We start from the raw sequence: 25,069 nt of genomic DNA on the forward strand, positions 1-25,069 counted from the left end.
TCCGGTGCCGGGGCCGGGAGGTCGTGCCCACTCATAGACGGTGAGTGGGCACAACTTCCCGGCCTTGCCCTTTAGGCTTCCGGCGGGGGCGTTGCGAGCCGCGTACGGCGGTCGCCGCCCTGGCGGACGGGAGCGAAGAGGCGTCATGACATGGGGTGGGGCGGCCGTGCGGTCGGGAACCGACGACATCGACGAAACGGCGACCGAAGGCGGCCGAGACCTCACGCGTCCGGCCGAGGGCGCGGCGCCCGTCGCCCCCGGCCAGTTGGTGACCGTACGCAACCGCCCGTGGGTGGTGACGGAGGTGACCCGTTCCTCCCTGACCACCGATGATCCCGCCCGCAGTGCCGGGGCCGCCGCACCGCACCTCGTGTCCCTGACCTCCGTCGAGGACGACGCCCGGGACGAGGAGCTGCGGGTGGTGTGGGAGCTGGAGCAGGGGACCAGCGTCCACGACCAGTACGAGCTGCCCTCCCCGAGCGCGGGGTTCGACGCGCCCGGCCGGCTGGACGCCTTCCTGGACGCCGTGCGCTGGGGTGCCATCGCCTCGGCCGACAGGACTGCGTTGCAGGCGCCGTTCCGCTCCGGGGTGGAGATCCAGGACTACCAACTGGACCCGGTGGTTCGTGCGCTGTCCATGCCCCGGACGAACCTGCTGATCGCGGACGACGTCGGCCTCGGCAAGACCGTCGAGGCCGGCCTCGTCGCGCAGGAGCTGATGCTGCGCCACCGAGCCCGTTCCATGCTGATCGTCTGCCCCGCCGGACTGACCTTGCAGTGGCGGGACGAGATGCGGGACAAGTTCGGCCTGGACTTCCGCATCGTCGACACCAGGCTGCTGCGCGAGCTGCGCCGCTCCGCGACGGGCCTCTCCGCCAACCCGTGGACCCATCACCCGCGCCTGATCGTGTCGATCGACTGGCTGAAGCGGGAGCGCCCGATGCGGATGCTGCGCGAGGTCCTCCCGTCGGTGCCAGAGTACCCGCGCGCCTTCGATCTGCTGATCGTGGACGAGGTCCACACCTGCGCCCCCTCCGGCACGGGCAGGTACGCGGTCGACTCGCAGCGCACCCGGGCCGTGAAGCTGCTCGCCCCGCACTGCGAGCACCGCCTCTTCCTCTCCGCGACCCCGCACAACGGCTACCTCGAGTCCTTCACGGCCCTCCTCGAACTGCTCGACGACCACCGCTTCGCCCGTGGCGTGAAGCCGGCCGACGAGCAGCTGCGCCGCGTGATGGTGCGACGCCTGAAGTCGGAGCTGCCGCCGAAGTGGAACGGCGAGCCCCGCTTCCCCCGTCGCGTGCCGCACCCCCTGGAGGTGCGGTACAGCGAAGAGACCCGCGCGGCCTACGCCAAGCTCGCCGAGTACGCTCGCTCGCGCCGCGACGGGAACGGCGGAGGGAAGGCCGGCCATACGGCGGCGGACTTCGTGACGACGCTGCTGAAGAAGCGGTTCCTGTCGTCACCGAAGGCGTTCGCGGAGACCATCGCCACGCACCTCGAAACGATGACGACCCGGCGCCCCGTCGAGGAGACGGAGCCCGCTCCCAGCGTCCGCGTGCTCAGGCCGCTCATCGACGGCGTCGAGGAGGCCGAGGAGGACGGCGAGCAGGAACAGGCCGAGGCGGCGGCCCGCGCCCTCACCGCCGCCCGCCAGGTGATGCGCCCGCTGTCGGACCGTGAGCGCACCCTGCTGAAGGAGCTGGACGCCTGGGCCGTGACGGCCGGGAAGCGCCCCGACGCCAAGTTCGCGCGCTTCCGCGAGTGGCTGGACGCGATCACCTGCGCCGACGGCCCCCTGGGCGACTGGACGGATGAACGGGTCATCGTCTTCACCGAGTACCGGGACACCCAGCGCTGGCTGTACGAGCAGCTGATCGCGGCCAAGTACCCGAAGGAGCGGATCGCCCTGCTGTACGGCGGTCAGGACCCGAAGGAGCGCGAGGGCGTCAAGACGGTGTTCCAGGAGAGCCCGGACCTCTCTCCCGTACGCATTCTGCTCGGCACCGACGCCGCCAGCGAGGGCATCAACCTCCAGGCCCACTGCCACCGGGTCCTGCACTGGGAGATCCCCTGGAACCCCAACCGCCTGGAGCAGCGCAACGGCCGCGTCGACCGGCACGGCCAGCGTGCCCACCAGGTGGACGTCCACCACTTCGTTCCCGAGGGCTGGCAGGGCTTCGACGCCGCGCACGACCACCAGACCGACTCCGGGTACGAGGCCGGGGCGCTGGAGGACGAGATGCACTTCCTCGCGGTGGCCGCCCGCAAGACCGAGCGCATCCGTGAGGACCTGGGCAGCGCGGGCGAAATCATCGCCGCGCAGGTCGAGCAGAAGATGCTGGGCCGCCGTTCCGACTGGACCACCGCCGACGCGGAGATCACCAAGAGGTCCGGCAAGGCCGTGCTCAAGGTCGAGCGGGACCTCGCCCGCGACCTGGAGAAGCTGGTCAACGCCCTCGCGGGCAGCCGCCAGGACCTCCACCTCAACTCCGAGACCCTGGAGCGGGTCGTCCGCACCGGTCTCCAGCTCGCCCACCGCAAGGACCTGACCGAGGTCCCCGACCCCCAGCCGGGCCAGGGCGCCCGCTGCTTCCGGCTCCCCGAACTGCCCGGCGCCTGGGCCAGGGCCCGCAATGACGGCCTGCGGCATCCGCTCACCGGCGTGGACCGCCCGGTCGTCTTCGACGAGGCCGAGGCCCGCGACCGCACCGACGTCGTGTACCTCCACCTGGGCCACCGGCTGACGCAGATGTGCCTGCGCCTGCTGCGCGCGGAGCTGTGGTCCGGCGGGGACGCGAAGCCGCGGGGCTCCGGCGACGCTCGTCCCGGGGACAGGAAGCTGTCCCGCGTCACCGCACGCGTGGTGCCGGACGGTGCCCTGCGCGGGCCCGCCGTCGTGGCACACGGCCGGGTCGTGATCAGCGGCAGCGGCGGCGCCCGCCTCCACGAGGAGGTGATCGCGGCGGGCGGCCTCATCGAGGGCGGCAGGCTCGCCGTCGCCAAGAAGGAGGACGTGGAGAACTGGCTCGACGCCGCGACGGACGACCTGCCGCCCGAGGAGATCCGCACCGAGGTGTCCGCCCTGTGGCCGGACAACCTGGACGTCCGCCTCTCCCGCGCCCTGAACACCCAGGCGAACCGCCGCTTCCGCACCCTCCAGTCGCTGCTCGCCAAGCGCTGCGAGGAGGAGGTCGACGGCATGCGCGCGGTCCTGGAGGACCTCGGCCGGTCGATCCGGGAGCGCCTGGACGATACGGGACACTGGCAGCAGGAGTCGCTGTTCGACGTCGACGACGAACGCCGCCAGCTGCACGCCGACCGCGAGGCGCTTCAGGAGCGCCTGCGCCGGCTGCCGCAGGTGATCGAGTCGGAGACGTCGGCCCTGCGGCGCCGCTGGGCGGACCCGTCGCCACGCTGGTTCCCGGTGTCCGTCACCTTCCTCGTCCCCCGTTCCCTCGCCGTCACCGCCCGCCAGGAGTCCCGCTGATGCCCACCGCCGCCGCCAAGAAGAGGGTGCCGCCGAAGGGCACCGTCCCGACGCCGACGGAACAGCACGAGGACTGGCTGCGCCTGCTCCGCCCCGACGGCCCGTTCGTCTCCCTGCCCGTGCTGGTCGGCGCGTTCCCGCAGGGCCTGGACACCATCCCGCCCGAGACGTGGACGCGGCTGCGCCAGGCCTGGGCGGAGGTCCAGGAGGATCCGGCACTGCTGCGTTCCGCCTGGGAGAAGCTGGTCCTCGCCGAGATCCTCGGCTGGCGCTCGCCCGGCCTGCGTGAGGGCGCCGCGATCCCCGAGTCCCTGCACGCCGGCGCGAACACCCCCGACGCGGTACTCCTGGGCCCCGGCGAGTCGGGTCTGACACCCCGCGCACTGCTCTTCCGCACGGATGACTGGGCCGCCTCGCTGACCCGCCCGCGCGGCGACCGGCCGGCCTTCGTCGACCAGGCCGCCGACCTGTGCCGGGCCCGCCAGGTCCCCCTCGCCCTCCTCACCAACGGCCCCGAGTGGGCCCTTGTCCACGCCCGCCCCAAGGAGGCCACCACCGTCGCCGTCTTCGACGCCGACCTGTGGTCCGAGGAACCGCTCCTCGCCCGCGCCTTCGCCAGCCTGCTCACGGCACGCCGCGCCATCCGCCCGCCGCTGGACGCCGCGGGCAAGCCGTCCGACTCCACGGCCGGGCTCTTCGCCCGCACCGCCGCCGCCCAGTCCGAGGTCACGGACACCCTCGGCCGCCAGGTCCGCGAGGCGGTCTCGCTGCTGGTCGCCGAGGTCTCCCGCCTCGACCGCGAGTCCCACGGCGCCCTGCTCCGGGACGTCCCGGCCAAGCAGGTCTACGAGGGCGCCCTCACCGTGATGATGCGCCTCGTCTTCCTCCTCTACGCCGAGGAACAGCGCCTGCTCCCCTCCGGGGACGAGCTGTACGACGCCTCCTACGCCGTCGGCCCGCTGCACGAGAAACTGCGCACCGCCCGTCGCCTGCACGGCGGTGAGCTGGGCGACCGCAGCGCGGCGACGTGGCCGCGCCTGCTCGCGACGTTCACCGCGATCCACGGCGGCAGCACGCACGACCTCCTGTGGATCCCCCCGTACGGCGGCTCGCTCTTCGACCCGGCGCGCTTCCCCTGGCTGGTCGACGCCAAGGTCACCGACCGGGTCGTCTACGAGATCCTCGACGCCCTCCTCACCCTGCGCGCCCGCAAGGGCTTCAAGGGTGAGGAACGCCTGTCCTACAAGGGCCTGGACGTCGAGCAGATCGGCCACGTCTACGAGGGCCTGCTGGAGTACGGCTGCCACTGGGCCGACGAGCCGTACGTCGGGGTCTCCTTCGGGCGCGACAAGAAGTACGAGGCGGTGTTGCCGCTGGCCCGCCTGGAGGAGTGGGCGGCTGCGGGCACGCTGGCCGATGAGGTCGCGGCGGCGGCCGGCACGAAGGCGCCGACGGTGACCAAGGCCCTGGCCAAGCCCGCCGTCGTCACGGTCGAGCTGGAAACCGCCTGCGGCAGCGATACGGCACTCATCGAGCGGGCGGTCGCCTTCTCCGGGCTGTACGGCGTCGACCTGCGCGGCGAGCCCAAGGTGTGGCCGGCGGGCTCGGTCGTGGTGGTGCGGTCCGGCAACCGGCGCGACACCGGCACGCACTACACGCCGAAGGCGCTGGCGGAGGAGGTCGTCGAGCACACCCTGGCCCCGCTGTGCTTCGCGCCGGGTCCGGCGGAGGGCGCGGAACCGAGCGTCTGGCGGGCGAAGACGGCCGACGAGCTGCTGAAACTCCGGGTGCTGGACCCGGCGATGGGCTCGGGCGCCTTCCTCGTGTCGGCGTGCCGGTACCTGTCCGACCGGGTGGTCGACGCGTGGGTGCGGGACGGGCTGCCGCACGAGATCGCGCGGGACGTGGACGCCGACGACCGTGAGCAGCTCCATCAGGTGGCGCGGCGGTTGGTCGCCGACCGGTGCCTGTACGGGGTCGACCGCGACCCGATGGCGGTGGAGCTGGCCAAGCTGTCGCTGTGGCTGGTGACGCTGGCGAAGGGGCGGCCGTTCTCGTTCCTTGACCATGCGCTGCGGTGCGGGGATTCGCTGGTCGGGGTCATCGACGTGGAGCAGGTGAAGGCGTTCCATCTCGACTCCGGCGCGCGTCAGTTGAGCCCGGAGGTGTCGCGGGCGCTGGACGTGACGGAGACGCTGCTGTCGGACGCGGCCGAGCTGCGCCGGAAGATCGAGTCGACGGCGGTCACGGACATCCGGGTCGTCCGGGACAAGGCCGAACTGCTGGAGCAGGCCGACGCGTTGAGCGGCAAGCTGCGGCTTGCGGCGGACGCGGTGGTGGGCGCCGCGCTGGCGGCCGAGGGCATCTCTGACGAGGAGGCCACGGACATCTCCGGCGTGGAGAGCGTCGGGGGAGCGCGGGGGCGGGCGGCTCACGCCGAGGCCAAGGAGGACGCCAAGGCGAAGGCGTACCGGAACCGGCTGGAGGCGGTGGCTGGGCTGGTCGCGGCGGCTATGGGGGACGGGGCCGGTGCCGAGGAGGCTGCGGTTCGGGCTCGGGGGATCGTGGAGGGGTGGCTGAAGGGGACGAGGGCGGAGGCGGTTCGGCCGTTGCATTGGCCTTTGGAGTTTCCCGAGGTTATGGGGGTGGGGGGTTCCAGTGGTTTTGATGCGGTGGTGGGGAATCCGCCGTTTGTGGGCGGGCAGAAACTCACGGGCACACTGGGACGGGACTATCGCGAGTACCTGGTCAATCGGATCGGGGGCGGCAAGCGAGGCAGCGCGGATTTGTGCTCTTACTTTTTGCTGCGGAACCTGTCGCTCGCTCCTGGGAGCCGTACCGGGATCATTGCTACGAACACCATCGCTCAGGGGGACACCCGGGAAGTCGGGCTGGATCAAGCTACGGCTAACGGCTGGGCGGTGTATCGAGCAGTAAAGGCTCAGCCATGGTCCGGTACGGCTGCAGTAATGGTGTCGCTGCTGTGGCTGGCTGAGAAGCTTAGCGAGGGCGAGACTTCCATACTAGATGGCAATGAGGTGCGGGGAATTACGTCCGGGCTAGACTCGGCATCAAGAGTGTCGGGAGTGCCCTACCGGCTGGCGGCGAATGAGGCACAGTCTTATCAAGGGTCGAACGTCCTGGGTAAGGGATTTGTGCTGGAATCCGAGCAGGCTCGAGAGCTGCTGACGAAGAGGCCTCAGAATAAGGACGTACTGTTCCCCTTCCTCGGCGCAGAGGATTTGAATTCGCGCCCCAACTGTACCGCAAGCAGGTGGGTGATCAACTTTCATGACTGGCCGCGAGAGCGAGCAGCGGAGTATGTGGATGTATTCGCCATCGCGGAAAGGGACGTCAAACCAGTACGTGAGACCAATAACCGGCAAGTCTACCGTGAGTACTGGTGGCAGTACGGAGAAAAACGCCCTGCCATGCTTGATGCTATCGCCGATTTGGACCAGGTAATTGTAATCGCGCTGCACACGAAGCTGCTTACGCCAGCACGCGTCCCCACCAGTCAGGTCTTCTCTCACGGGCTGTGCGTAATTTCCACACAGTCCGAAGCTGCACTTGCGACCCTCTCCAGCGCCGCCCATCTTGGATGGACGTTGCAGCGGGGATCTACATTGGAAACGCGCATCCGTTACACGCCATCTGACGTTTACGAAACATTCCCGCATCCCACTGCGACCCCTCGCCTCCACTCTGCCGGACAAGCACTAGAGGAGGCTCAGCGGACATCCATGGCCAGTCGCGGAATTGGCCTTACTGCACTGTATAATAGAGTTCATTCCGAATCTGGAAGCGCTCCAGACATCCAAGCCCTCCGCGACGCCCACGTAGAGGTAGATCATGCGGTGAATGCAGCTTACGGATGGACTGAACTCGATTTGGAGCACGGATTCCACGAGACTCCACAAGGCCCTCGCTTCACCATCTCCCTGGGCGCCCAGGTCGAAATTTTGGACCGCCTCCTAGAGCTGAACCACTCTCGTTACAAGGAAGAGCTGGGCCAGGGGCTGCACACGCCGGAGGCGAAGAAGCGCAGGAATGCCGCTCGGAAGGCCAAGGCGAAGGCGCGGGCCACTCAGCGTAATTCCCGACCCGGTTCAGAGGATGACGGCGGGCTCTTCTCCACGTTGGACGTGTCCTGAAGCCATACACCAATGCGCCCCGTGCCCAGTGTCTGCCGGGCACGGGGTGCAAGGCATTGGGACGTCAGCTCTCCGAGGTGTACGTCACGAAGTTCGACCACGCACCAAGTGTGAGCGCCAGGCGAGGCCCGTCGGTGCTCTTGGAATCCCGGACGTGTACGGTGCCGGGGCTAGTGGCGATCTCGACGCAGGACTCGCCGTTGGTGCCACTGCTGTAGCTGCTCTTGAACCACGCCAGTTCGGAGGCGCCCCCGGCGGATTCCTTGCGGATCATGTCTCTCCCAGCAGTTGCTCGATGAAGACCAGTGACTCCCGAGGGGTGAGAGCCTGGGCCCGGATAGCGCTGAACTGCAACTCCAGGACGCGAAGTTGCCGCAGATCGGAGACTGCTCGGCCGTTGAACACGCCTTCAGCGCGCCCTACGGCTGTACCGTCCACGAACTTCAACAACTCGATCCTGCCGTCCAATCCCGGATGAGCGTCGCTCTTCGTAGGAATCACCTGAAGCGTGACGTTCCACAACCGCCCCCGCTCCAGCAGGCGTTCGAGCTGTTGGCGCCACTCCATTGTGCCCCCGATTCCGCGTCGCAGCGGTGCCTCTTCCAGCACGAAGTGGATCGCGGGCGCCGGGTCTCGCTCGAAGACGGACTGCCGTGCCATACGAGCGGCCACCATGCGCTCAACGTCGTCTGGCGGGTATGGCGGCTGCCACGCTCCAAACAGGGCTCGCGCGTGCTCTGATGTCTGCAACAAGCCGTGAATGCTGTTGCACTCGTACAGGCCGATCTCGACCGCCTTCGCCTCCAGCTTCCCCAGCTCCCGTACCTTCTTCGGGTACCGGACCTTCTTCACGTCCTCCCAGGTCGCCGAGATGAGGCCACCCGCCCCCAGCACCTCGTCCGCCCTGTCCAGATACTCCTGTCGGGGAATCCGCTTGCCGCCCTCCACCTTGTAGACGAGGTCCTCCCCGTACCCCACCGCCGCCCCGAACTCGCCGGCCCTCATCCCCACGGCCTCGCGCCGCAGCTTCAACTGCCGTCCCACCGTTGCGATGACCGCGATGCCCCACTCGTCGTCCGGGTCGACCTCCCACCCCGGCTCATCCGCGTCATCCCCGAGCCGCCCCGCCTCCGCCTCGACCGTCATTCCGCCCGCTCCTTCGTCGTACTCGCCGCGTTGCCCTCAGCGCCCTACCCGCACGCACCACTCCGACAGCACCGACACCACTGGACAACCACCGGACAGTCACCATACGTATCCGCTGAGTCACTTCCCACGGTACGCACACGTCGCCACGCTCTGTGACGTGAATCAGAAATCCGCAGAACTCCCGACGTTCGTCCGCAACTTCAGCGTTCAGCTGTCTCCCACGCCACGCGGTGCCCGTCTGGCCCGTCTGCTCGCGACCGAGCAGATCCGTTCCTGGGGCCTGCCCCTCGACCCCGCTCGCCACCTCGTGGCCGAACTGGCCAACAACGCGGCGGACCACGGACGCGTCCCCGGCCGCGACTTCCGACTCACCCTCTACGTCGTCGGCGACACCCTCCGTATCGAGGTCACCGACACCAGGGGCCAGGAACTCCCCGACCCTCGGACACCCGCCCCCGACGCCGAGTCCGGCCGTGGGCTGTTGCTGGTCGAGGCGCTGGCGGATCGCTGGGGCGTAGTCGAGGGCCGCTTCCCGCGCAAGACCGTCTGGGCCGAGCTGCGCTGTACGCCACCGCAACCCATGTTCTGAGGTTTCGGTGCCGTCGGTGCCTTACCAAGAGCAAGAACTCGGGGAGAAAGGACCCCCCCCCAAGCCCCACCCCTCCCGCCCGAGGCGCGTCGTCACCCGGGCGGGTGAACATCACCGGCTCAGCTGGATTTCCGGGGTCCCAACTCCCCTACTCTCAGCGCAAGCGAGTCCATCCGAAAAAGACATCGGCCCCCGCTGGGACTGCAATCCCGGTGCGAGGGCCTACCACCAAGGAAGAGAAGAGCTTCCCGATGGGTACCCAAAACCCTAGCGCGCCCACGCGCGCCCAGTCAGCCCCCGCCGCCAATCCGACCCGTACGCGTCGCCACGGCGGCGGCATCACCCACGAGAACACCCGCCACACCACCCGCTTCGTGGTGATCGGCAACCACCTGGTCCAGCACAAGGAGCTGTCGCTCCTCGCGATCGGCCTCAGCTGCCACCTCCAGTCGCTGCCCACCGGTGCGGGCGCCGACATCAAGACGCTCACCGCCCGATTCCCCGAGGGTCCGACCCGCATCGCCGCCGCCCTGCGCGAGCTGGAGGCCCACGGCTACCTGCGCCGGGAACGGCACCGTACGACCACCGGTCGCATCGTCACCCGCACCGTCTCCTGCAACCAGCCGCAGGCGGCCCGCCGCGAGCCGGCCAACACCGGCGGCTGCCCGGACCGTCCGCCCGCGTCGCCCCGGCAGCCCCGTCCGGCAGAGCGACCGCCGGCACCCGCCGGGGAACAAGGCCAAGCACCCCACCCGCCCCGCACCGAAACCGGCACCCGCACCGGCCACCGCCCTCACCCCCGCCCCCGCAAGGCCCTCCCCACCGTCCCCCAGCCCAGCTGCACCGCCCCCGCCCTCCTCCAGCAGGCCGCCGACCTCCTCGCCACCCTGCGCCGGTACGACCCCCGCCTCCTCCTCTCCGCGTCCGACACCGCCCACCTGGCCCCCGGCGTCGCCGCCTGGCTGGAACGGGACGTCACCCCCAGCGGCGTACGCCACGCCCTGACCGCCGACCTGCCGGACGACCCGTTGCGGCGCCCCGCAGCCCTCCTCGACCACCGCCTCACCGCCCAACTGCCATCCCCGCCGCCGGTCAGGACCCCGGCCGGTCCGCCATCACCTCGCTACGAGGTACGCAACTGCGACGGCTGCGACCGCGGCTTCCGGGCCGCCGAGACCGAAGACCGCTGCCGCGACTGCCGCGCAGCCGTCCGCTCGTAGCCGAAGCAAGGAACTCAATGGTCAGCTCGTCCTTCTACAAGTCGCCCCTCTTCCAGGAAGTCAGGGCGGAACGGGCCGCCGAAGACGTCCTCGCCGTCCTCGACATGCGAGGCGTCGACGTCCCAGAAGAGGCGCGCGCACGTATCACCGGCTGCGACGATCCCGACGTCCTGCGCGGCTGGCTGCGGCAAGCCGCTATCGCGACCTCCATCGACGACGTCTTCTGTACCGAGTAATCCGCCCTGAGGCACACATGAGCATCGAACTCGCGCCGATACCCCAGCCGCCCCGGACGCTACCCTGGCCGGTGCACTCCTGGGAGGACTCCATGAGCACTCAGGCCGACCACGGACACGAGCTGGTCCCCCGTCCCGAGCAGACGCCAGACGCACTGCGGGCCGCCCTCGCTGTCGTCGCCCCCGAGCGCCTGCCGGAGATGCAGCGGACGAAGGACGAGGCGTTGGCCAAGGCCCTGGAATGGCAGTCGCTCAGCCCGCTACGCAGCTGGGTGCTGGCCTGGCTCCGCGACATCGAGATCGTCCGCCGCCCCGACCTCGCGGCCCGCCACACCCGGGCCAGGAACAACCTGGAACACGAGGACGCGGACGTGGCCCGTGAAGCCCTGCGAGAGCTGAGCGCCGTCCTGGACGAAGCGATGAACGCCGCCGGACAGGCCGAACTGCCGACCGTTCCGCATCCGGCCGAACGCCCCCGTCAGGTCCCCTGCGGGTGACAGCTTCCCGGAACGCGCCCAGCATGGTGGCGGGCTTCGCATACTGTGACGCCGGGAACCGTGACCGTGGAGGGAGGGACAGCATGAGGATCGAACTCGAGCTGAGGCTGCTCGGCCCGCACGCCGGTATGGACGCGCAGGAATCGCTCCAGGCCCTCACCACCATGCTGGCTCTCCTGCGTGAGCTGGAGGCCACCGAGACGGCCCGGCCGAGCGGTAACGGAACACGCTGGACGTTCAACGAACTACGGCTCGGCAGCGTCGCCTGCACCCTGGAGCCACTGCGGATCGCCGAGCACTCGACCTACGACGTGGTCGAACGCGTGGCCCGCAGCGCGGTCGGCGGGCTCCACGAGGCCGAGTCCACCGCCCGTATCCCCACCGGTTGGACGCTGAAGGCCGCGAATCTCGGACGACGAGTCGCCAAGTCGCTCGGCGCGTCGCCCGACGTCGGCATGATCCTCGAGGTCCGGGGAGACGGAGAGCCCCTGCATACTGCGGAGATCACCCAGCGGACCGCGCTGCATCTGGAGTCCGCGACAAGGACCCGCCACCGCACGTTCGGTTCTCGCAGGGGACGTCTGAGCGGGCTGCAGGAGGGCGGCAGACAGCGGCGGCCCCGGGCCGTGCTGCGCACCGAGGTCGGAGGCGAGGTGATCCCGGTGTACTTCGGGGACGACCTCGATCCCGAACTGCGTCGGGCGTGGCGGCGCGACCGGGTGGAGATCACCGGCGAGATCACCGAGAACGCTCATGGCCAAAGCATGTGGATGCGCGCGCGGGACATCGAACTCCTGCCGACACAGCCCCAGCTGTCCGACGACGATCTGCGAGGCGGGTTCTGGCCCGACATGACCGGCGGCCAGGACGCCGTGGAATACGTGGAGGCCCTTCGTGGGGATGCCTGACCGCCCCGAGTCGGTCTACCTGGACACCAACTGCTTCGTCGACTGGGCACAGGGGATGCATTGCGTCCGTGAGGCGGAGAGCATGCTCCGAGCGGGGCGCGCCGGACACGTTCGGCTTTTCACCTCCACACTCACCCTCGCGGAGGCACGCGGCACCAACGCGAGCGAGCACCGGCTGCGCATCCGGACCCTGCTCCAGGAGCCGTACATCACCCTGATCGACGTGACCCGGCGCGTCGGACTCCTCGCCAACGACATCACCGCCGACCGCCCGAAGATCAAGGGGGCCGACGCGGTCCACTTGGCATGCGCCTGCTTCGCCGGGGCCGAGGTTTTCATGACCCGCAACTGGCGGGACTTCTCCCCGGGGGATACGTACAAGGGCGTGCTGTTGCGCACGCCCTTCGAGTTCGGTGGCGAAGGCATCTTCCCGGCCTCCGACATCGGCTGAGCAGTCCGATCACCGTCGCCGCACCCGGCTCACGGCCGGCCACGGGCACGGCGCCTCGCGTGCCTACCAGGCACCTGGCAGCCATGACTGCCCTCACCCCTCCCGGACGGCGAACCCGAGCACCTGTCGCATGCGCAAGCCGGTCCCGTAAGGCGTCAGGTCGCCCTTCACCGCAACCTCCAACCCGTGGCGCCAGGCCCGCGTCGCCTTGTCCACGTCCTCCGGCCGCAGATCGACCCGGACACTGCGCACCCGCGCGTCGTCCTCGTGAAGCAGCGTGCCGTAGACCGTCGCCTCGCGGTTGCCCTGTCCGCTGAGCCGGGTGACCATGCCGTGCAGGATCGCCTCCGGTTCCCGCCCCCACTTCTCCCTCAGGTCCTTGGCGCCCGCCTCCAGTGCCTCCAGGTGGCCGGGAGCGAGCGTCACCGGAGGCGAGGCCTGCTCCATGCGGACGTCGGAGGACCAGGCGAAGGCCACCGAGAACTGGCGCCGCTCCTCGCCCGCGATCCTCACCAGGGCCTCGCAGAGGTTGGCGGACAGGCCCGCGTCGGCGTAGGACGCGAAGTCGGCCAGGGAGTCGCGCCGCAGTGTCTCCTCGGCTGCGGCGTGGGCGCAGGTCACACCGGCGAAGAGAGTGCGGGAGACCCTGCGGGGGAAGGGTTCCGGCCGCCGCGAGCCCGGGCCGTCCGAGAACGCGTCGTCGTCGAAGAGGGAGGGCCACACCGGCTTCGGCGGGGGCGGCAGCGGTGTGTGCGCCGCGACGACGTAACTGCCGACGCGGGTCTGGTCCAGTCGTACCGCCGCCACATGGTCCTTCACCGCCTGCGGCTTCTGCCCCGGCTGCACCCGCTGCGGGGTGAGCGCCGACGACGCGGCGGCCGTGTGGAGTTCCCTCAGGCCGCTGAGGGCCGAGACCAGGTCCAGCAGGGGGGCCGTCCCCGAGGGACCCGGCGGCAGCAGGCGCAGGAACTGCCAGTCCGACGGCGGCAGTCGCATCTCACGGATGATGTCCGCCGGCCGACGCTCCTCCACCAGTGCGAGGGTCTCCAGGATGTCGGCGATGCGGCCGGGGTAGTCCCGGCGCCGTTCGGCCGGCACCAGGACCTCGTAGGGCTGGTCGGGCTCGGTCTCGACGTATCGCTCCCACAACTCCGCGCCCGAGAGCTCGCGTTCCGCACGCCAGCCCTTGCCGCTTAGATAACGCCTGAGGGTCTGCGGGGCCAGCGTCCGGGCCTCCTCGAACTCCGCGTCCGTGATCACGTTCACGACACCCCCACCATGGCCCGGAAGTACGGCGAGAACAGGTCGTGCAGTGTGGCGGCGGTCAGCAGATTGCCGCGCGGGACATGCACCCTGCGTGCGGTCGTGCCCGCGCCGACGAGTTCCTGGTCGTGCAGGCACGTCCAGTAGGCGGCCTCACGCAACAGCAGCCGTTCGGGTGTCACGTCGGACCAGGTCAAGGGGTCCGACGGGGCCAGGACGAGGAACAGGAAACGCGGGATGTCGTAGTCCCGGCCGGCCAGCTCGTTGTAGTGCTGGGCCTTCATGTCGAAGGCGATGTGGTCGTCGTGCAGCTCGGGCGACGAGGTGCACTTCACCTGCGCTTCAATGACCGGATACCGACGCCTGCCCGGCCGGCCCGGGTGCCCCAGCTGCCAGTCCACGCCGACCCGGTCGCGGTCGCGCTGGGCCGCGTCGAGGTTGGCGGCCACGGCCAGCATGCGGACGAACTGCTCACCGAAGTGGCCCCTGTGGCGGTTGTCGCCGAAATCCGGGGACAACGCGGCCCACCCTGTATCCGGTCCGTGCTGCTGTGGCGGAACGGAGCCGAGCGGAACCCCGTACGTCATTTTCGGTGCCTGGTGGGGAACTCCGCCGGTCGTGCCCTCTGCCATCCGTCCCCCAACGTGCCTTCCCGCCCCGCCCCCAAGCCGTACGTGTCTCGTACTCTTCGGCGAACACAGAGTAACGAGCGTCACACTGCTTGCCAACGCTGATGATCAAGTTTCGGCCGGAAGCGGTCGGCTCGGCCGAAACCTGATCACCGCTCCCGGCCCACTCCCCGCCCAAGTCCCTGCCGTATGTCAGTGCTCCGACCTAATCTGTGCCCGTGACCCAGGAATTCATCGCCGCCCCCGGCCCCGGGCCGGCCTCCGCCGCCCCGGTGCTCGCCGCGCCCACGCCGCAGCAGCTGCGCGACAAGCTCGCCGCGCTCGTCGTACGCGATCTCCTGGGCCCGGAGGGGGACGAGCCGGAGGAGCTGACCGGCAATCCGCTGGATCACTACATCGTCGGGCGGTTGGCCCCGGGCGGAGTGCGGGACGAGGACGACGGGATCGTCAAGCCGGTGGGCAAGGAGGTCGCGCCCGACACCCTCGACGAGCCCGGGATGATGCCCGACCAGGAGATCGAGGCCGGAGATCCGGAGCCGTCCGCGCCCAACGTCCCCAGCCTTCACCCGTCCACCCTGGGCATGACGGTGCGCCTCGAGGACGGCGTCCAGGAGGTGGCCGTCGACTGCGCCTGGGCGCGGTACGAGCGGGGCGAGTCCGAGATCGAGGGCAATCCGCGGCGGGTCTACCACCGGGTGCCCTGCGCGGGCCGGGTCACGGTGAAGCTGGTGGAAGGGAAGCTGTCGGCACAGCCCGTGCACGCCAAGGACTTCCCGCACATCGTCGTACGCGGCCGGGCCAGGCGACACGAAGGGTCGTGGCTGGTCTCCCTCTTCCTCGTCAACGGGCAGGAGGACCGGCCCGGTTGCGCCCACTGGATGTTCCAGGCGTCGATGACGGTCGCGGGCCCGCCCGGCACCGCGCCCTTCCTGCCCCGCCGTACGGTGGAACCGGCGGGCGGGGACGCCGACGAGCGGCGCTCGCTGGCCATGACGTACCGCTTCCATCCCGAGTTCGCCGTCGGGCACGGGACCGGTGTCCACGCCGCGCAGGCGCCGGACGACGCCCGGCGTGCGATCCGCGTCTCGACCACGGCGACGCCGACATACGAGGTCCCGCACACCGACGTGCCCAACCCGCACGCCGACGAGCGCGACCGGGACCTGCCTGAGCTGACCGACCTCGTCCTGGACATGCGGGAGCTGAGCGAGCTGAAGCCCGCGCCACTGCGGGCCGCGCTGCTGCCGCTCGTCCAGGGGTACCGGTCGTGGATCGACCGGCAGCTCGCGTCCGTGGACGACCCGGACTCCGGGCTCGCCGACTACGAGGGCGAGGCCCGGGAGAACATGCGGCGGGCCGAAAGCGCCGCCGACCGTATCCAGGACGGCATCGACCTGCTGCGGGACGATCCCGAGGCCCTCGACGCCTTCCGCTTCGCCAACCGCGCCATGTGGCACCAGCGGGTGCACACCATCGCCGCGGGGGACCGGCGACGCGACCCGGCGCAATCGCTCCAGGAGGCGGTGGAGCGGGCCGACCTGCCGAAGAACCGCAGCTGGCGCCCCTTCCAGCTGGCGTTCCTGCTGCTCAACCTGCCCGCCCTCGCCGACCCCGCCCATCCGGAGCGGGCCGACGACCGGGGTGCGCTGGCCGACCTGCTCTGGTTTCCCACCGGTGGCGGCAAGACCGAGGCCTACCTGGGTCTGACGGCCTTCACCCTGGCCATCCGGCGGCGCAAGCCGCACCTGGGCGGGCTGGACGCCGAGCACGGCGTCGCGGTGATCATGCGGTACACGCTGCGACTGCTCACCATCCAGCAGTTCCAGCGCGCCACCGCATTGATCTGCGCGTGCGAGGTGATCCGCAGGGAGGCACCCGACCACTGGGGGCACAACCCGTTCCGGATCGGCCTGTGGGTGGGTGGCCGGGTCACGCCCAACACCACCGACCAGGCCGACGACTGGGCCAAGGAGCGCAAGAGGGAGAAGGGGTTCGGGGGTTTCGGCCGGATGGGCTCCCCGCACCAGCTCACCAGCTGTCCCTGGTGCGGCTCCAAGATGGAGGCCGGACGCGACATCGGCGTCGACACCACCCTGCGCCGCACCTTCGTCACCTGCCCCGACGCCTTCGAGTGCCCCTTCGGAACGAGTGCGTTCGGGCTCCCCGCGGAGGAACTGGGCTTGCCGGTCCTCGTCGTCGACGAGGAGATCTACCGCTTCCCGCCCAGCCTGGTCATCGCCACGGTCGACAAGTTCGCGCAGCTGCCCTGGAAGGGCGACACCCAGGCGTTGTTCGGGCAGGTGTCCCGGCGCTGCACCAGGCACGGCTACGTGACACCGTCCGCGGTGGACACGGACTGGGAGTCCTCCAGCCACCCCCCGGCAGGCGGCCACCCCGCCGCGTCCACCGTCGACGCCGGCCGCGTCCGCCCGCCGGACCTGATCGTGCAGGACGAGCTGCACCTCATCTCCGGACCGCTGGGGTCCCTCACCGGGCTCTACGAGACGGCCGTGGACCGGCTCTCCACCTGGGAACCGGAACCCGGTCGCAGCGTGCGCCCCAAGGTGATCGCCTCCACGGCCACCGTGCGCCGTGCGGACCGACAGATCAACGACCTCTTCGCCCGCCGGACCGCCGTCTTCCCACCGTCCGGACTGAGTGCCGACGACACCTTCTTCGCCCGGCGCCGACGCACCGACGAGACGCCGGGCCGCCGGTACGTCGGAATCTGCGCACAGGGCGTACGCACCAAGTCGGTCGCCATCCGCGTCTTCGTCGCCCAACTGGCCGCGGCCCAGCACCTGTACGAGACCTACGGGGCGAGCGAGCTCACCGACCCGTACATGACCCTGGTCGGCTACTTCAACAGCCTGCGTGACCTCGGCGGCATGCGACGGCTGGTCGAGGACGACGTGTCGGCCAGGCTACTGCGGGCCGACCGACGGGGTCTCGCCGTACGGCGCATCGGCGAACCGGCCGAGCTGACCAGCCGGATGGCCTCCGACGCCATTCCGGACATCCTGGAGAAACTCGACATCGACTTCGGGCGACGCCCCAAGGGATCGCCCCGCCCCATCGACGTACTCCTCGCCACCAACATGATCGCCGTCGGGGTCGACGTCTCGCGCCTCGGCGTGATGGTGGTCAACAACCAGCCCAAGTCGACCGCCGAGTACATCCAGGCCACCAGCCGCGTCGGCCGCCGCGCACCGGGTCTCGTCTTCACGCTCCTCAATTGGGCCCGCCCACGCGACCTCTCGCACTACGAGACCTTCGAATCCTTCCACGCGGCCCTGTACCAACACGTCGAAGCGCTGTCCGTGACGCCGTTCGCCGACCGGGCCGTCGACCGCGGACTGACCGGAGTCCTGGCCTCCCTGGTCCGCAACCTCAAGCCCGACTACAACGCCAACCGCGGCGCCCAGTACGTCGACCGTCGCGGCGAAGTGGTCAGCCACGCCGTCCGCTCCCTGGAACTGCGGGCCCGGGACGTCACGGACGACCGCCACGTGATGGAGGAGATCCGGACCCGGATCGACACACGCCTCGACTACTGGGAGCAGAAGCGGCGAGCACCCGGAGCCGTCCTCGGCTACCGGGCCGCCCGGCGCCAGGGCGATGTGGCGCCACTGCTGCTGGAACCCGACAGTGGCCCGTGGCGGCTCATGACCTGCCCGACCTCCCTGCGCGAGGTGGAGCCCCCGATCCGGCTGATCTTCTCCGGCGAGCCCGGCTCCGATGGTGACGAGCCGGCGTACACACCCCGCCCGCAGGGCGACCCCGACGACCACGCCCCCAGTGGCGACCAGGACCCCTGGGAGAACGCATGACCAGCACGGCACCCCAAGCGCTCCGCGTCGGCGAGCTGCGCCCCAGCCAACTGCTGCACACCTATGGCATCGGGGCCGTCACGGACCTCCCCAACCTGTCCACCATGGTCCTCGGCCTGGACAACTGGGACCCGGTGCGGGCCCGGGTGCTGACCGAGGACCGGCTGCTGGCCGCCGTACGCCGTCGCCTGGGCGGCCAGGTCGCCGCCCTGCGCACCCCGCCCCATCTGCCGGAGGACCCCTCCGACCCGTACGGCGACTGGACCCGGGTGGGAGTGCCGGTCGGACTGTTCCCGCGCTGGCTGAGGTGCTCACGGGAACGCTGCAACCAGCTCGCCCCGGCATCCAGCGGTCTGTTCCAGCTCAAGCCGAACCTCTACCGGCCCGAGAAGACCAAGTACGTCCACGCCAACTGCGGAGGCGGTGGAAAGGGCCAGCCCACCGCCCTGCCCGCCCGCTTCCTCGTCGCCTGCCCCGACGGTCACATGGACGACTTCCCCTGGGTCTACTTCGTCCACAGCGGAGCCGAACCCTGCGCCGACGGCACCCTGACCCTCACCGAGTCGGGCACCACCGGTGAAGCGGCCAACGTCTTCGTCCGCTGCACCTGCGGAAAGGTCCGCTCGATGGCGGACGCCCTCGGCCAGGCGGGCGAGCGGAACCTGCCCGCCTGCCGAGGCCACCATCCGCATCTGGGCACGTTCGCGTCGGAGGAATGCGCCGAACACGCCCGCACCATGGCGCTCGGTGCCACCAACAGCTGGTTCGCCTCCCAGCTGCGGGTGTTCAGCATCCCCCGCGCCGAGGAACCGCTCGCACAGGCGGTCCGGGAGCACTGGAACCTGCTGTCGCCTCTGGCCGCCGTCCCCGCCGACGCGGCCAAGATGCTGCTGCCCACCCAGGCCTGCTGGCCCGAGCTGGAGCAGTACGGAGCGGACGCGGTGTGGTCCGCCGTCACCAGGGAAGCCCGGACAGTCGCGGGCGGACAGGCCGACGAGGATGAGGAGGACGACCTCACCACGCCCGAGTGGCGCGCGTTCACCCACCCTCGCGACCACAGCCTCCCGGACTTCACCACCGTCCGGGAGCGCCTGCTCCCGGACGGGACGGCCGACTGGCTGGACAGCGTCGTCCTGGTGCACCGGCTGCGCGAGGTGTCGGCCCTGACCGGTTTCACCCGGATCGAGGCTCCCGAATGGCTGCCCGACGAGTCGACCCAGACGCGCGCGGGAGCCCCCCTCAGCCGGACCGACCCGACGTGGGTGCCCTGTGCCGAGCTACGCGGCGAGGGTGTCTTCCTGGCCCTCGACGAACAGCGCATCGCGGACTGGGAGCGAAACGAGGCCGTACTCGCCCGCGAGGAAGTGCTGAAGGCGGCTCACCTGAACTGGTGCCTCGCACGCCGAGTGGACCCGCGCTGGCCTGGCATCCGGTACGTCCTGCTGCACACCCTGGCCCACGTCCTCATCCGCCAGTTCGCCCTCGAATGCGGCTACGGCGCGTCCGGCATAGCGGAGCGCGTGTACGCCCGCTCCGGCCCCGACCCGATGTCCGGAATCCTGCTGTACACGGCGGCACCGGACAGCGAAGGCACGCTGGGAGGCCTGGTCTCCTTGGGCCGCAGCGAGCGCCTGGGGCCCGCGATCGACCAGGCGCTGGAGGACGCCAGGCTCTGCAGCTCCGATCCGATGTGCGCCGAACACGACCCGCGCGTGCACTCCCGGCTGCACGGCGCCGCCTGCCACGCCTGCCTGTTCGCCGCGGAGACCTCCTGCGAACGCGGCAACCACTTCCTGGACCGGGCCCTGCTCGTGGAGACGCTGGCCGGCGACGCCTGCGCGTTCCGGTCGTGACCGGCCTCCCCGGCCCCGCCGACGGCAAGAACCGGGGCGCACGGTCCGGCGACGGGCAACTCCGTGCCCCGATTCCGGTGGCTCGGGGCCCCGCACCGAAGCACCGCCTTCCGGGGCTCCTCGCGGCGCTGTGCGACCGACTGCCGGAGGACCGCCTGGTCGAGTGGGAGCAGACGCTGGCGCGAGCGAACGGCCCGAACGACCCGCTTCTCGCACGCTTCACCGCGTCCCAGCCGGCAGCGGGTACGGCGGAGCGGATGAAAGCTCTCCTCCAGATGTGGCGCACGGAACTGCCGGACCTGCCCGGGACCGGTCTCGCGCTCGCCCTCGCCGCGGTGCGCGCCGCACCGCGCCCGTTTCCCGCCCAGCCGGTCATCAGCGGGCCCGTCAGCGCGGCCACACCCGCGCGGCTGACCAGCGGTGTGGTGCTGGAAGTGATTCGCTCTGCCTCGGCCTCACTATTGATCGCCACCTACGCCGCTCACGGCGCGAGTGACGTGGTCGAAGAGATAGCCGAGGCGGTCAGCCGCGGTGTGCAGGTCGACCTTCTGCTGGAAGAGACCACCCACGCCGCGGCGGTCTTCTCCGGCCTGACACCCGACGTGCGGATCTGGCACCGGACCGGTTCGGCAGGGGTACTGCACGCAAAGGCCGTCGCAGCCGACCGGCACACTGCTTTGCTGGGCAGCGCGAACCTGACGGATCGCGGGCTGACGGAGAACGTGGAACTTGGCGTGGTCCTCCGCGACCCCGGCGTCGTCGGACCGCTGGTCGACCACTTCAGGTGGCTCATCGCCCCCCAGAGCGGACTCATGCGACGGTGTACTTGACCGAACGTAGCTGACCTGCGGCCTTGGGGCGGAAGGCTTACACGGCCGCAAGGACGGCGAAGGCCCCTAGCGGCCGCGCAGGGCCGCCAGCTCCCGGGCCGCCTCCGTCAGGTCCTTCGCGGTGTCGATCGCGCGCCAGTAGGAGCCCTGCGGGATCGGGAAACCGGCCAGCCGGTGCTCACGGGCCAGCCTCGGGAACGTCGTCCGCTCGTGGTCACCGCGCTCCGGCAGCATCGCGGCGAAGGCGGGCGAGAAGACGTAGACACCGGCGTTGATCTCGAAGGTCGACGGCGGTGCCTCGATGAAGTCGGTGATATGGCCGAAGCCGTCCGTCTGCACGGCGCCCCACGGCAGCCGCGGGCGGGCCAGGGCGAGGGTCGCGACGGCGTCCCGCTCGGCGTGGAAGTCGGCCAGGTCGCGCAGCGAGAAACGGGTCCAGATGTCACCGTTCGTGGCGTACCAGGGCTGGTCGGGGTGCGGGAGACGCGCGGCGGCGTACTTGAGGCCGCCGCCGCGGCCCAGCGGCTCCGGCTCGACGACGGTGGTGACGGAGAGCGGCAGGTCGGCGCTCTCCAGCCACTGCTGCAGCACCTCGGCCAGGTGCCCGCAGGAGACGACGACGTCGGTCACGCCCTCCTCGGCGAGCCAGGCGAGCTGATGGCCGATGATCGGGGTCCCCGTGCCCGGGATCTCGACCATCGGCTTGGGCCGGTCGTCGGTGTAGGGACGCAGCCGGGAACCCTGTCCGCCGGCCAGGACGACGGCTTGAACGGGGCGGCGGGACGCGGCGTTCGGATCGGTCATGCCCGAACTGTACGCCGCGCCCCAGCGGCGCCCGAGCGGCCCCCGAAGGGTGCTCGGTGCTCCAGCGGTCTTGGGTCCGCCCGGCCCGCTGGGCGGACCCAACGGGCCGGGCGGGGCTCAGCGGGGCTCAGCGGAATCAGTTCGTCTCAGCGGACTCGGCCGTCTCGGTCCGTCTCAGTGGACTCAGCTGTGCGCGGCCAGGACCCCCGAGGCGAAGGCGGTGTCGCAGACGGGGCGCGCGTACGACTGGGCCCGCGTCGGGCCGTACACCTTGACCGCGGCGCGGCCGAGGGCCCGGGCGATGGACGCGCAGTGGCCGGCCAGTGACGGACGCTCGTCCACGGCCTGCTGGAGGTGGGTGAGGGCGACGCCCGGATCCTCCTCCTGCAGCTCGGTCAGCAGCCGGTCGCGCAGTACCTCGTGCGGTGCGCGGGCGGCGGCCCGGGTGGAGGCCTTCGAGGAGGAGGCCTCCGACGCGGCGAGCACCGAGTCCGCGGGATCCCCCGACCAGTTGACTCGGGTGACCGCGAGAGTCCCGGAGAGCACCAGGACGACGGGCAGGACGAAGGCGAGAGAGCGGCCGATCCGGCGGGCGGGGCCCCGGCCGCGTCGCGTCTGTCGGGTGGTGGAGTGCTTCACGGAGTGCTTCACGCGAGTGAGGGTAGCGCCTGGTAATGATTTGGCGACATTTAGTCACCCGTTCGGAGGATGAGGAAGGGGCGTGAATTGGGTAGAGCGTTGACGTGCGACGCTCGAAACGTCCGTTGTGTCGCTGTATTTGTCGACAACGGAAAGAGCCCCGCAGCAGGCCGCGGGGCTCTTTCCGTCAACGCGGGTGATGTCACCCGGCAGCGTGGTTCCTCAGTCGGTGAGGCGCTCGCCCGTGGAGGACGAGAAGACGTGGGCCTCGCCCGGACGCGGCACGACGTGCACCGTCGCGCCCTTCTCCGGCACCGCGCGGCTGCTGACGCGGACCACGAGGTCCTTGCTCTCGCCGCCGACCTCGACCGTGCCGTAGATGTAGCCGTCGGCGCCGGTCTCCTCCACGACGTTCACGGAGACCGCCATGCCCGCCGGGGCGTCGTCGGCCTCCTTCGACAGGGTCTTGGACACCCCGCCGTTCAGCTCGACCACGTCGAAGTGCTCGGGGCGGACGCCGACGGTGACGGTGCGGTCGCCCCGGTCGGCGGCGGCCGTCAGGGCCTCGCGGCTGATCGGCACGACACTGTTGCCGAACTTCACGCCGCCGTCGGTGATCGGGACCTCGACCAGGTTCATGGCCGGGGAACCGATGAAGCCGGCGACGAAGAGGTTCGCGGGCTTGTCGTACATGTTGCGGGGGCTGTCGACCTGCTGGAGCAGACCGTCCTTCAGGACCGCCACACGGTCGCCCATCGTCATGGCCTCGACCTGGTCGTGGGTGACGTAGACGGTGGTGATGCCGAGGCGGCGCTGGAGCGACGCGATCTGCGTACGGGTCGAGACACGGAGCTTGGCGTCCAGGTTGGACAGCGGCTCGTCCATGAGGAACACCTGCGGCTCACGCACGATCGCGCGGCCCATCGCCACACGCTGGCGCTGACCACCGGAGAGGGCCTTCGGCTTGCGGTCCAGGTACTCGCTGAGGTCGAGGATCTTCGCGGCCTCCTCGACCTTCTGCCGGATCTCCGTCTTGTTGACGCCCGCGATCTTGAGCGCGAAGCCCATGTTGTCGGCGACCGTCATGTGCGGGTAGAGCGCGTAGTTCTGGAACACCATGGCGATGTCCCGGTCCTTCGGCGGCAGGTGCGTGACGTCGCGGTCACCGATGCGGATGGCACCGCCGTTCACGTCCTCGAGCCCCGCGAGCATGCGCAGCGAGGTGGACTTGCCACAACCGGAGGGGCCGACCAGGACGAGGAACTCGCCGTCCGCGATGTCGATGTCGAGACCGTCGACGGCGGGCTTCGTGGAACCCGGGTAGACGCGGGTCGCCTTGTCGAACGTAACAGTGGCCATGGTGAATGGGCCCCCTTCTACCGGCAGGAACGTGCCGGACGATCCGTTGTAGGAAGGTGGTGTGGTGTAGTCCACACAGGTGAAGCTGGGCAGGACGGTACCTGGCGTTCACCTGATCTGTCAGTACCTATGAGGCTGTGAATTTCGCCGAAATTTTCGAATCCCACCGTTCACCGGCTCTGTGTAGAGTGGAGCAGCCTCCGCGCGTGCCGTCGCGCGAGTGCCTCCTTAGCTCAGATGGCCAGAGCAACGCACTTGTAATGCGTAGGTCGTCGGTTCGAATCCGACAGGGGGCTCCGAGAGACCCCAGGTTACATAGCCCGTGACCTGGGGTTTTCTGTTGCTCAGGGCATGACGGGACACACGGTCAGGGTGCCGTGACTTTGCCTGCGTGAGCGATGCGTGAGCGGAGCCGCTCGGGGACCTACTTCTTGGGCTTCTGCCTCTTGGTCTTCTTGGCGGCCTTGGCCTGGGCTTTCGCCCTGCTCTTGGATGTCCCGTCCCGCCCTTACCCTCGCCGGCCTCCCTGGCCTTCTCCTTCTTCGCGGCCTTGAGTGCCGCCTTCTCGGCGTCGGCCTTGCGCTGGAGGGGGACGAGCAACCGGTTGTGGGCTTCGGTGCTGCTGAGCGGAGGTGTAGGCCGTGGTGGTGCTTCGTAGGCGGGCTGCTTCGGCGCGGCGGTTGGGTGCGGGGTTGCGGCTGGTGTGCTGAATGCGGGTGATCAGGACGCGTGCGGGCTTGTGGGCGGTGCCGAGTTCACGGCGGGCGGCGGCTTTCTTGAGGAGCTGGTCGGGTTTGTGGCCGCCGGCTTCGGCGTCGGCGAGGACCGTGGCGAGCGCGGGCCAGCCGGGATCGGAGAGGATCCGCTCGGCGTGTTTGGAGGCGGCTGCGCGTACGTCGTTGGCCAGGATGCGACGGGTCTCCTCTTTGGAGGGGCGGGCTGCCAGTTCGGCGAGCGTCGGACTGAGTGCGTCATCGGCTGCTGACTGCAGGTGCTGGACGGCTTGGCGGGCGGCGTCGGCCTGGTGCGCGTTCCCCGTCGTGCGGTACGCCATCGTCCGCGACACGGCCATGCACCATGCCATTCCGTACGACCGGTTCGCGGCGCAGGTGGCCGCGACCGGATAGCGCGCGTGACCGGTGAGCACCGACTACCAACAGGCACGAAC

At 70.2% G+C, this 25,069-nt stretch carries 18 protein-coding genes, 1 tRNA gene and 1 pseudogene; 12 read left to right on the forward strand and 8 right to left on the reverse strand.

The features are described 5' to 3' along the window. Positions 1 to 145 precede the first annotated feature (145 nt). Both drmD and ACH4NX_RS32450 read left to right on the forward strand, forming a co-directional pair. Positions 146 to 3,490, forward strand: coding sequence for a DISARM system SNF2-like helicase DrmD (drmD, locus tag ACH4NX_RS32445; RefSeq protein WP_398129592.1), 3,345 nt, complete (start codon positions 146 to 148; stop codon positions 3,488 to 3,490). Next, positions 3,490 to 7,644: an Eco57I restriction-modification methylase domain-containing protein gene (locus ACH4NX_RS32450; RefSeq protein ID WP_398129591.1), complete on the forward strand. Its 4,155-nt coding sequence runs from the start codon at positions 3,490 to 3,492 to the stop codon at positions 7,642 to 7,644. Before drmD ends, ACH4NX_RS32450 begins: the two co-directional genes overlap by 1 nt. Before the next feature lie 64 nt (positions 7,645 to 7,708). Here the strand turns inward: ACH4NX_RS32450 and ACH4NX_RS32455 are convergent, their stop codons facing one another. Both ACH4NX_RS32455 and ACH4NX_RS32460 read right to left on the reverse strand, forming a co-directional pair. Continuing rightward, entirely contained in the window at positions 7,709 to 7,918 is a 210-nt protein-coding gene (locus ACH4NX_RS32455) for a DUF397 domain-containing protein (RefSeq protein WP_398129590.1), read from the reverse strand. Then, entirely contained in the window at positions 7,915 to 8,790 is an 876-nt protein-coding gene (locus ACH4NX_RS32460; RefSeq protein ID WP_398129589.1) for a helix-turn-helix domain-containing protein, read from the reverse strand. Before ACH4NX_RS32460 ends, ACH4NX_RS32455 begins: the two co-directional genes overlap by 4 nt. A gap of 160 nt (positions 8,791 to 8,950) precedes the next feature. Here ACH4NX_RS32460 and ACH4NX_RS32465 point away from each other — a divergent pair, with 160 nt between their 5' ends. The 6 genes and pseudogenes from ACH4NX_RS32465 to ACH4NX_RS32490 all read left to right on the forward strand — a co-directional run bounded on the left by ACH4NX_RS32465 (position 8,951) and on the right by ACH4NX_RS32490 (position 12,694). Continuing rightward, complete coding sequence (locus tag ACH4NX_RS32465) at positions 8,951 to 9,382, forward strand: ATP-binding protein (RefSeq protein WP_398129588.1); 432 nt, start codon at positions 8,951 to 8,953, stop codon at positions 9,380 to 9,382. A gap of 251 nt (positions 9,383 to 9,633) precedes the next feature. After that, entirely contained in the window at positions 9,634 to 10,602 is a 969-nt protein-coding gene (locus ACH4NX_RS32470; protein WP_398129587.1) for a helix-turn-helix domain-containing protein, read from the forward strand. 17 nt (positions 10,603 to 10,619) lie between these two features. Next, positions 10,620 to 10,838 carry a hypothetical protein gene (locus ACH4NX_RS32475; protein WP_398129586.1) on the forward strand — a complete coding sequence of 73 codons (219 nt, stop codon included), beginning with the start codon at positions 10,620 to 10,622 and terminating at the stop codon, positions 10,836 to 10,838. A 92-nt stretch (positions 10,839 to 10,930) separates the two neighbouring features. After that, a pseudogene (locus tag ACH4NX_RS32480) lies at positions 10,931 to 11,266 on the forward strand (hypothetical protein); the annotation flags it as partial. Between the two features lie 152 nt (positions 11,267 to 11,418). Continuing rightward, positions 11,419 to 12,243 (forward strand): hypothetical protein, encoded by an 825-nt coding sequence (locus ACH4NX_RS32485; RefSeq protein WP_398129585.1) that lies wholly within the window; start codon positions 11,419 to 11,421, stop codon positions 12,241 to 12,243. Then, a complete protein-coding gene (locus ACH4NX_RS32490) occupies positions 12,236 to 12,694 on the forward strand; it encodes a type II toxin-antitoxin system VapC family toxin (RefSeq protein ID WP_398129632.1) in 459 nt (152 codons plus the stop codon). The genes ACH4NX_RS32485 and ACH4NX_RS32490 overlap by 8 nt, the downstream gene beginning before the upstream one ends. A 93-nt stretch (positions 12,695 to 12,787) precedes the next feature. On the opposite strand, the gene ACH4NX_RS32495 is transcribed toward ACH4NX_RS32490, so the two are convergent. Together ACH4NX_RS32495 and ACH4NX_RS32500 are read right to left on the reverse strand one after the other, a co-directional pair. Then, complete coding sequence (locus tag ACH4NX_RS32495; RefSeq protein WP_398129584.1) at positions 12,788 to 13,960, reverse strand: hypothetical protein; 1,173 nt, start codon at positions 13,958 to 13,960, stop codon at positions 12,788 to 12,790. After that, a complete protein-coding gene (locus tag ACH4NX_RS32500) occupies positions 13,957 to 14,475 on the reverse strand; it encodes a DUF4365 domain-containing protein (RefSeq protein WP_383525555.1) in 519 nt (172 codons plus the stop codon). The genes ACH4NX_RS32495 and ACH4NX_RS32500 overlap by 4 nt, the downstream gene beginning before the upstream one ends. Positions 14,476 to 14,804: 329 nt before the next feature. Here ACH4NX_RS32500 and drmA point away from each other — a divergent pair, with 329 nt between their 5' ends. Genes drmA through drmC form a run of 3 tightly spaced genes read left to right on the forward strand, consistent with a single transcriptional unit; the run spans position 14,805 to position 21,099 of the window. Further along, the gene (gene drmA, locus ACH4NX_RS32505) at positions 14,805 to 18,416 is read left to right on the forward strand and encodes a DISARM system helicase DrmA (RefSeq protein ID WP_398129583.1); all 3,612 of its coding nucleotides are present in this window, start codon (positions 14,805 to 14,807) and stop codon (positions 18,414 to 18,416) included. Continuing rightward, on the forward strand, positions 18,413 to 20,269 hold the full coding sequence (gene drmB, locus ACH4NX_RS32510; RefSeq protein ID WP_398129582.1) for a DrmB family protein: 1,857 nt from the start codon (positions 18,413 to 18,415) through the stop codon (positions 20,267 to 20,269). The genes drmA and drmB overlap by 4 nt, the downstream gene beginning before the upstream one ends. Continuing rightward, positions 20,266 to 21,099 carry a DISARM system phospholipase D-like protein DrmC gene (gene drmC, locus ACH4NX_RS32515; protein ID WP_398129581.1) on the forward strand — a complete coding sequence of 278 codons (834 nt, stop codon included), beginning with the start codon at positions 20,266 to 20,268 and terminating at the stop codon, positions 21,097 to 21,099. The genes drmB and drmC overlap by 4 nt, the downstream gene beginning before the upstream one ends. A gap of 66 nt (positions 21,100 to 21,165) precedes the next feature. On the opposite strand, the gene ACH4NX_RS32520 is transcribed toward drmC, so the two are convergent. The 3 genes from ACH4NX_RS32520 to msiK form a co-directional block, all read right to left on the reverse strand. Then, positions 21,166 to 21,903, reverse strand: a complete 738-nt coding sequence (locus ACH4NX_RS32520) for an NDP-sugar synthase (RefSeq protein WP_398129580.1) — start codon at positions 21,901 to 21,903, stop codon at positions 21,166 to 21,168. Between the two features lie 183 nt (positions 21,904 to 22,086). Beyond that, positions 22,087 to 22,542: a hypothetical protein gene (locus ACH4NX_RS32525; protein WP_351398563.1), complete on the reverse strand. Its 456-nt coding sequence runs from the start codon at positions 22,540 to 22,542 to the stop codon at positions 22,087 to 22,089. A gap of 222 nt (positions 22,543 to 22,764) precedes the next feature. Further along, the gene (gene msiK, locus ACH4NX_RS32530; RefSeq protein ID WP_398129579.1) at positions 22,765 to 23,901 is read right to left on the reverse strand and encodes a diacetylchitobiose ABC transporter ATP-binding protein MsiK; all 1,137 of its coding nucleotides are present in this window, start codon (positions 23,899 to 23,901) and stop codon (positions 22,765 to 22,767) included. A gap of 222 nt (positions 23,902 to 24,123) precedes the next feature. Here msiK and ACH4NX_RS32535 point away from each other — a divergent pair. Next, positions 24,124 to 24,197, forward strand: a tRNA-Thr gene (locus tag ACH4NX_RS32535). A 212-nt stretch (positions 24,198 to 24,409) separates the two neighbouring features. On the opposite strand, the gene ACH4NX_RS32540 is transcribed toward ACH4NX_RS32535, so the two are convergent. Further along, positions 24,410 to 24,973: a hypothetical protein gene (locus ACH4NX_RS32540; protein WP_398129578.1), complete on the reverse strand. Its 564-nt coding sequence runs from the start codon at positions 24,971 to 24,973 to the stop codon at positions 24,410 to 24,412. Positions 24,974 to 25,069: the final 96 nt, after the last annotated feature.

It is taken from the genome of Streptomyces sp. NPDC017225, assembly GCF_044331465.1.
GTDB lineage: Bacteria > Actinomycetota > Actinomycetes > Streptomycetales > Streptomycetaceae > Streptomyces.

Coding starts and splice junctions, on each gene's coding strand:
- drmD (WP_398129592.1), top strand. CDS start 146: ATGACATGGGGTGGGGCGGCCGTGCGGTCGGGAACCGACGACATCGAC.
- ACH4NX_RS32450 (WP_398129591.1), top strand. CDS start 3,490: ATGCCCACCGCCGCCGCCAAGAAGAGGGTGCCGCCGAAGGGCACCGTC.
- ACH4NX_RS32455 (WP_398129590.1), bottom strand. CDS start 7,918: ATGATCCGCAAGGAATCCGCCGGGGGCGCCTCCGAACTGGCGTGGTTC.
- ACH4NX_RS32460 (WP_398129589.1), bottom strand. CDS start 8,790: ATGACGGTCGAGGCGGAGGCGGGGCGGCTCGGGGATGACGCGGATGAG.
- ACH4NX_RS32470 (WP_398129587.1), top strand. CDS start 9,634: ATGGGTACCCAAAACCCTAGCGCGCCCACGCGCGCCCAGTCAGCCCCC.
- ACH4NX_RS32475 (WP_398129586.1), top strand. CDS start 10,620: ATGGTCAGCTCGTCCTTCTACAAGTCGCCCCTCTTCCAGGAAGTCAGG.
- ACH4NX_RS32485 (WP_398129585.1), top strand. CDS start 11,419: ATGAGGATCGAACTCGAGCTGAGGCTGCTCGGCCCGCACGCCGGTATG.
- ACH4NX_RS32490 (WP_398129632.1), top strand. CDS start 12,236: ATGCCTGACCGCCCCGAGTCGGTCTACCTGGACACCAACTGCTTCGTC.
- drmB (WP_398129582.1), top strand. CDS start 18,413: ATGACCAGCACGGCACCCCAAGCGCTCCGCGTCGGCGAGCTGCGCCCC.
- ACH4NX_RS32520 (WP_398129580.1), bottom strand. CDS start 21,903: ATGACCGATCCGAACGCCGCGTCCCGCCGCCCCGTTCAAGCCGTCGTC.
- msiK (WP_398129579.1), bottom strand. CDS start 23,901: ATGGCCACTGTTACGTTCGACAAGGCGACCCGCGTCTACCCGGGTTCC.
- ACH4NX_RS32540 (WP_398129578.1), bottom strand. CDS start 24,973: ATGGCCGTGTCGCGGACGATGGCGTACCGCACGACGGGGAACGCGCAC.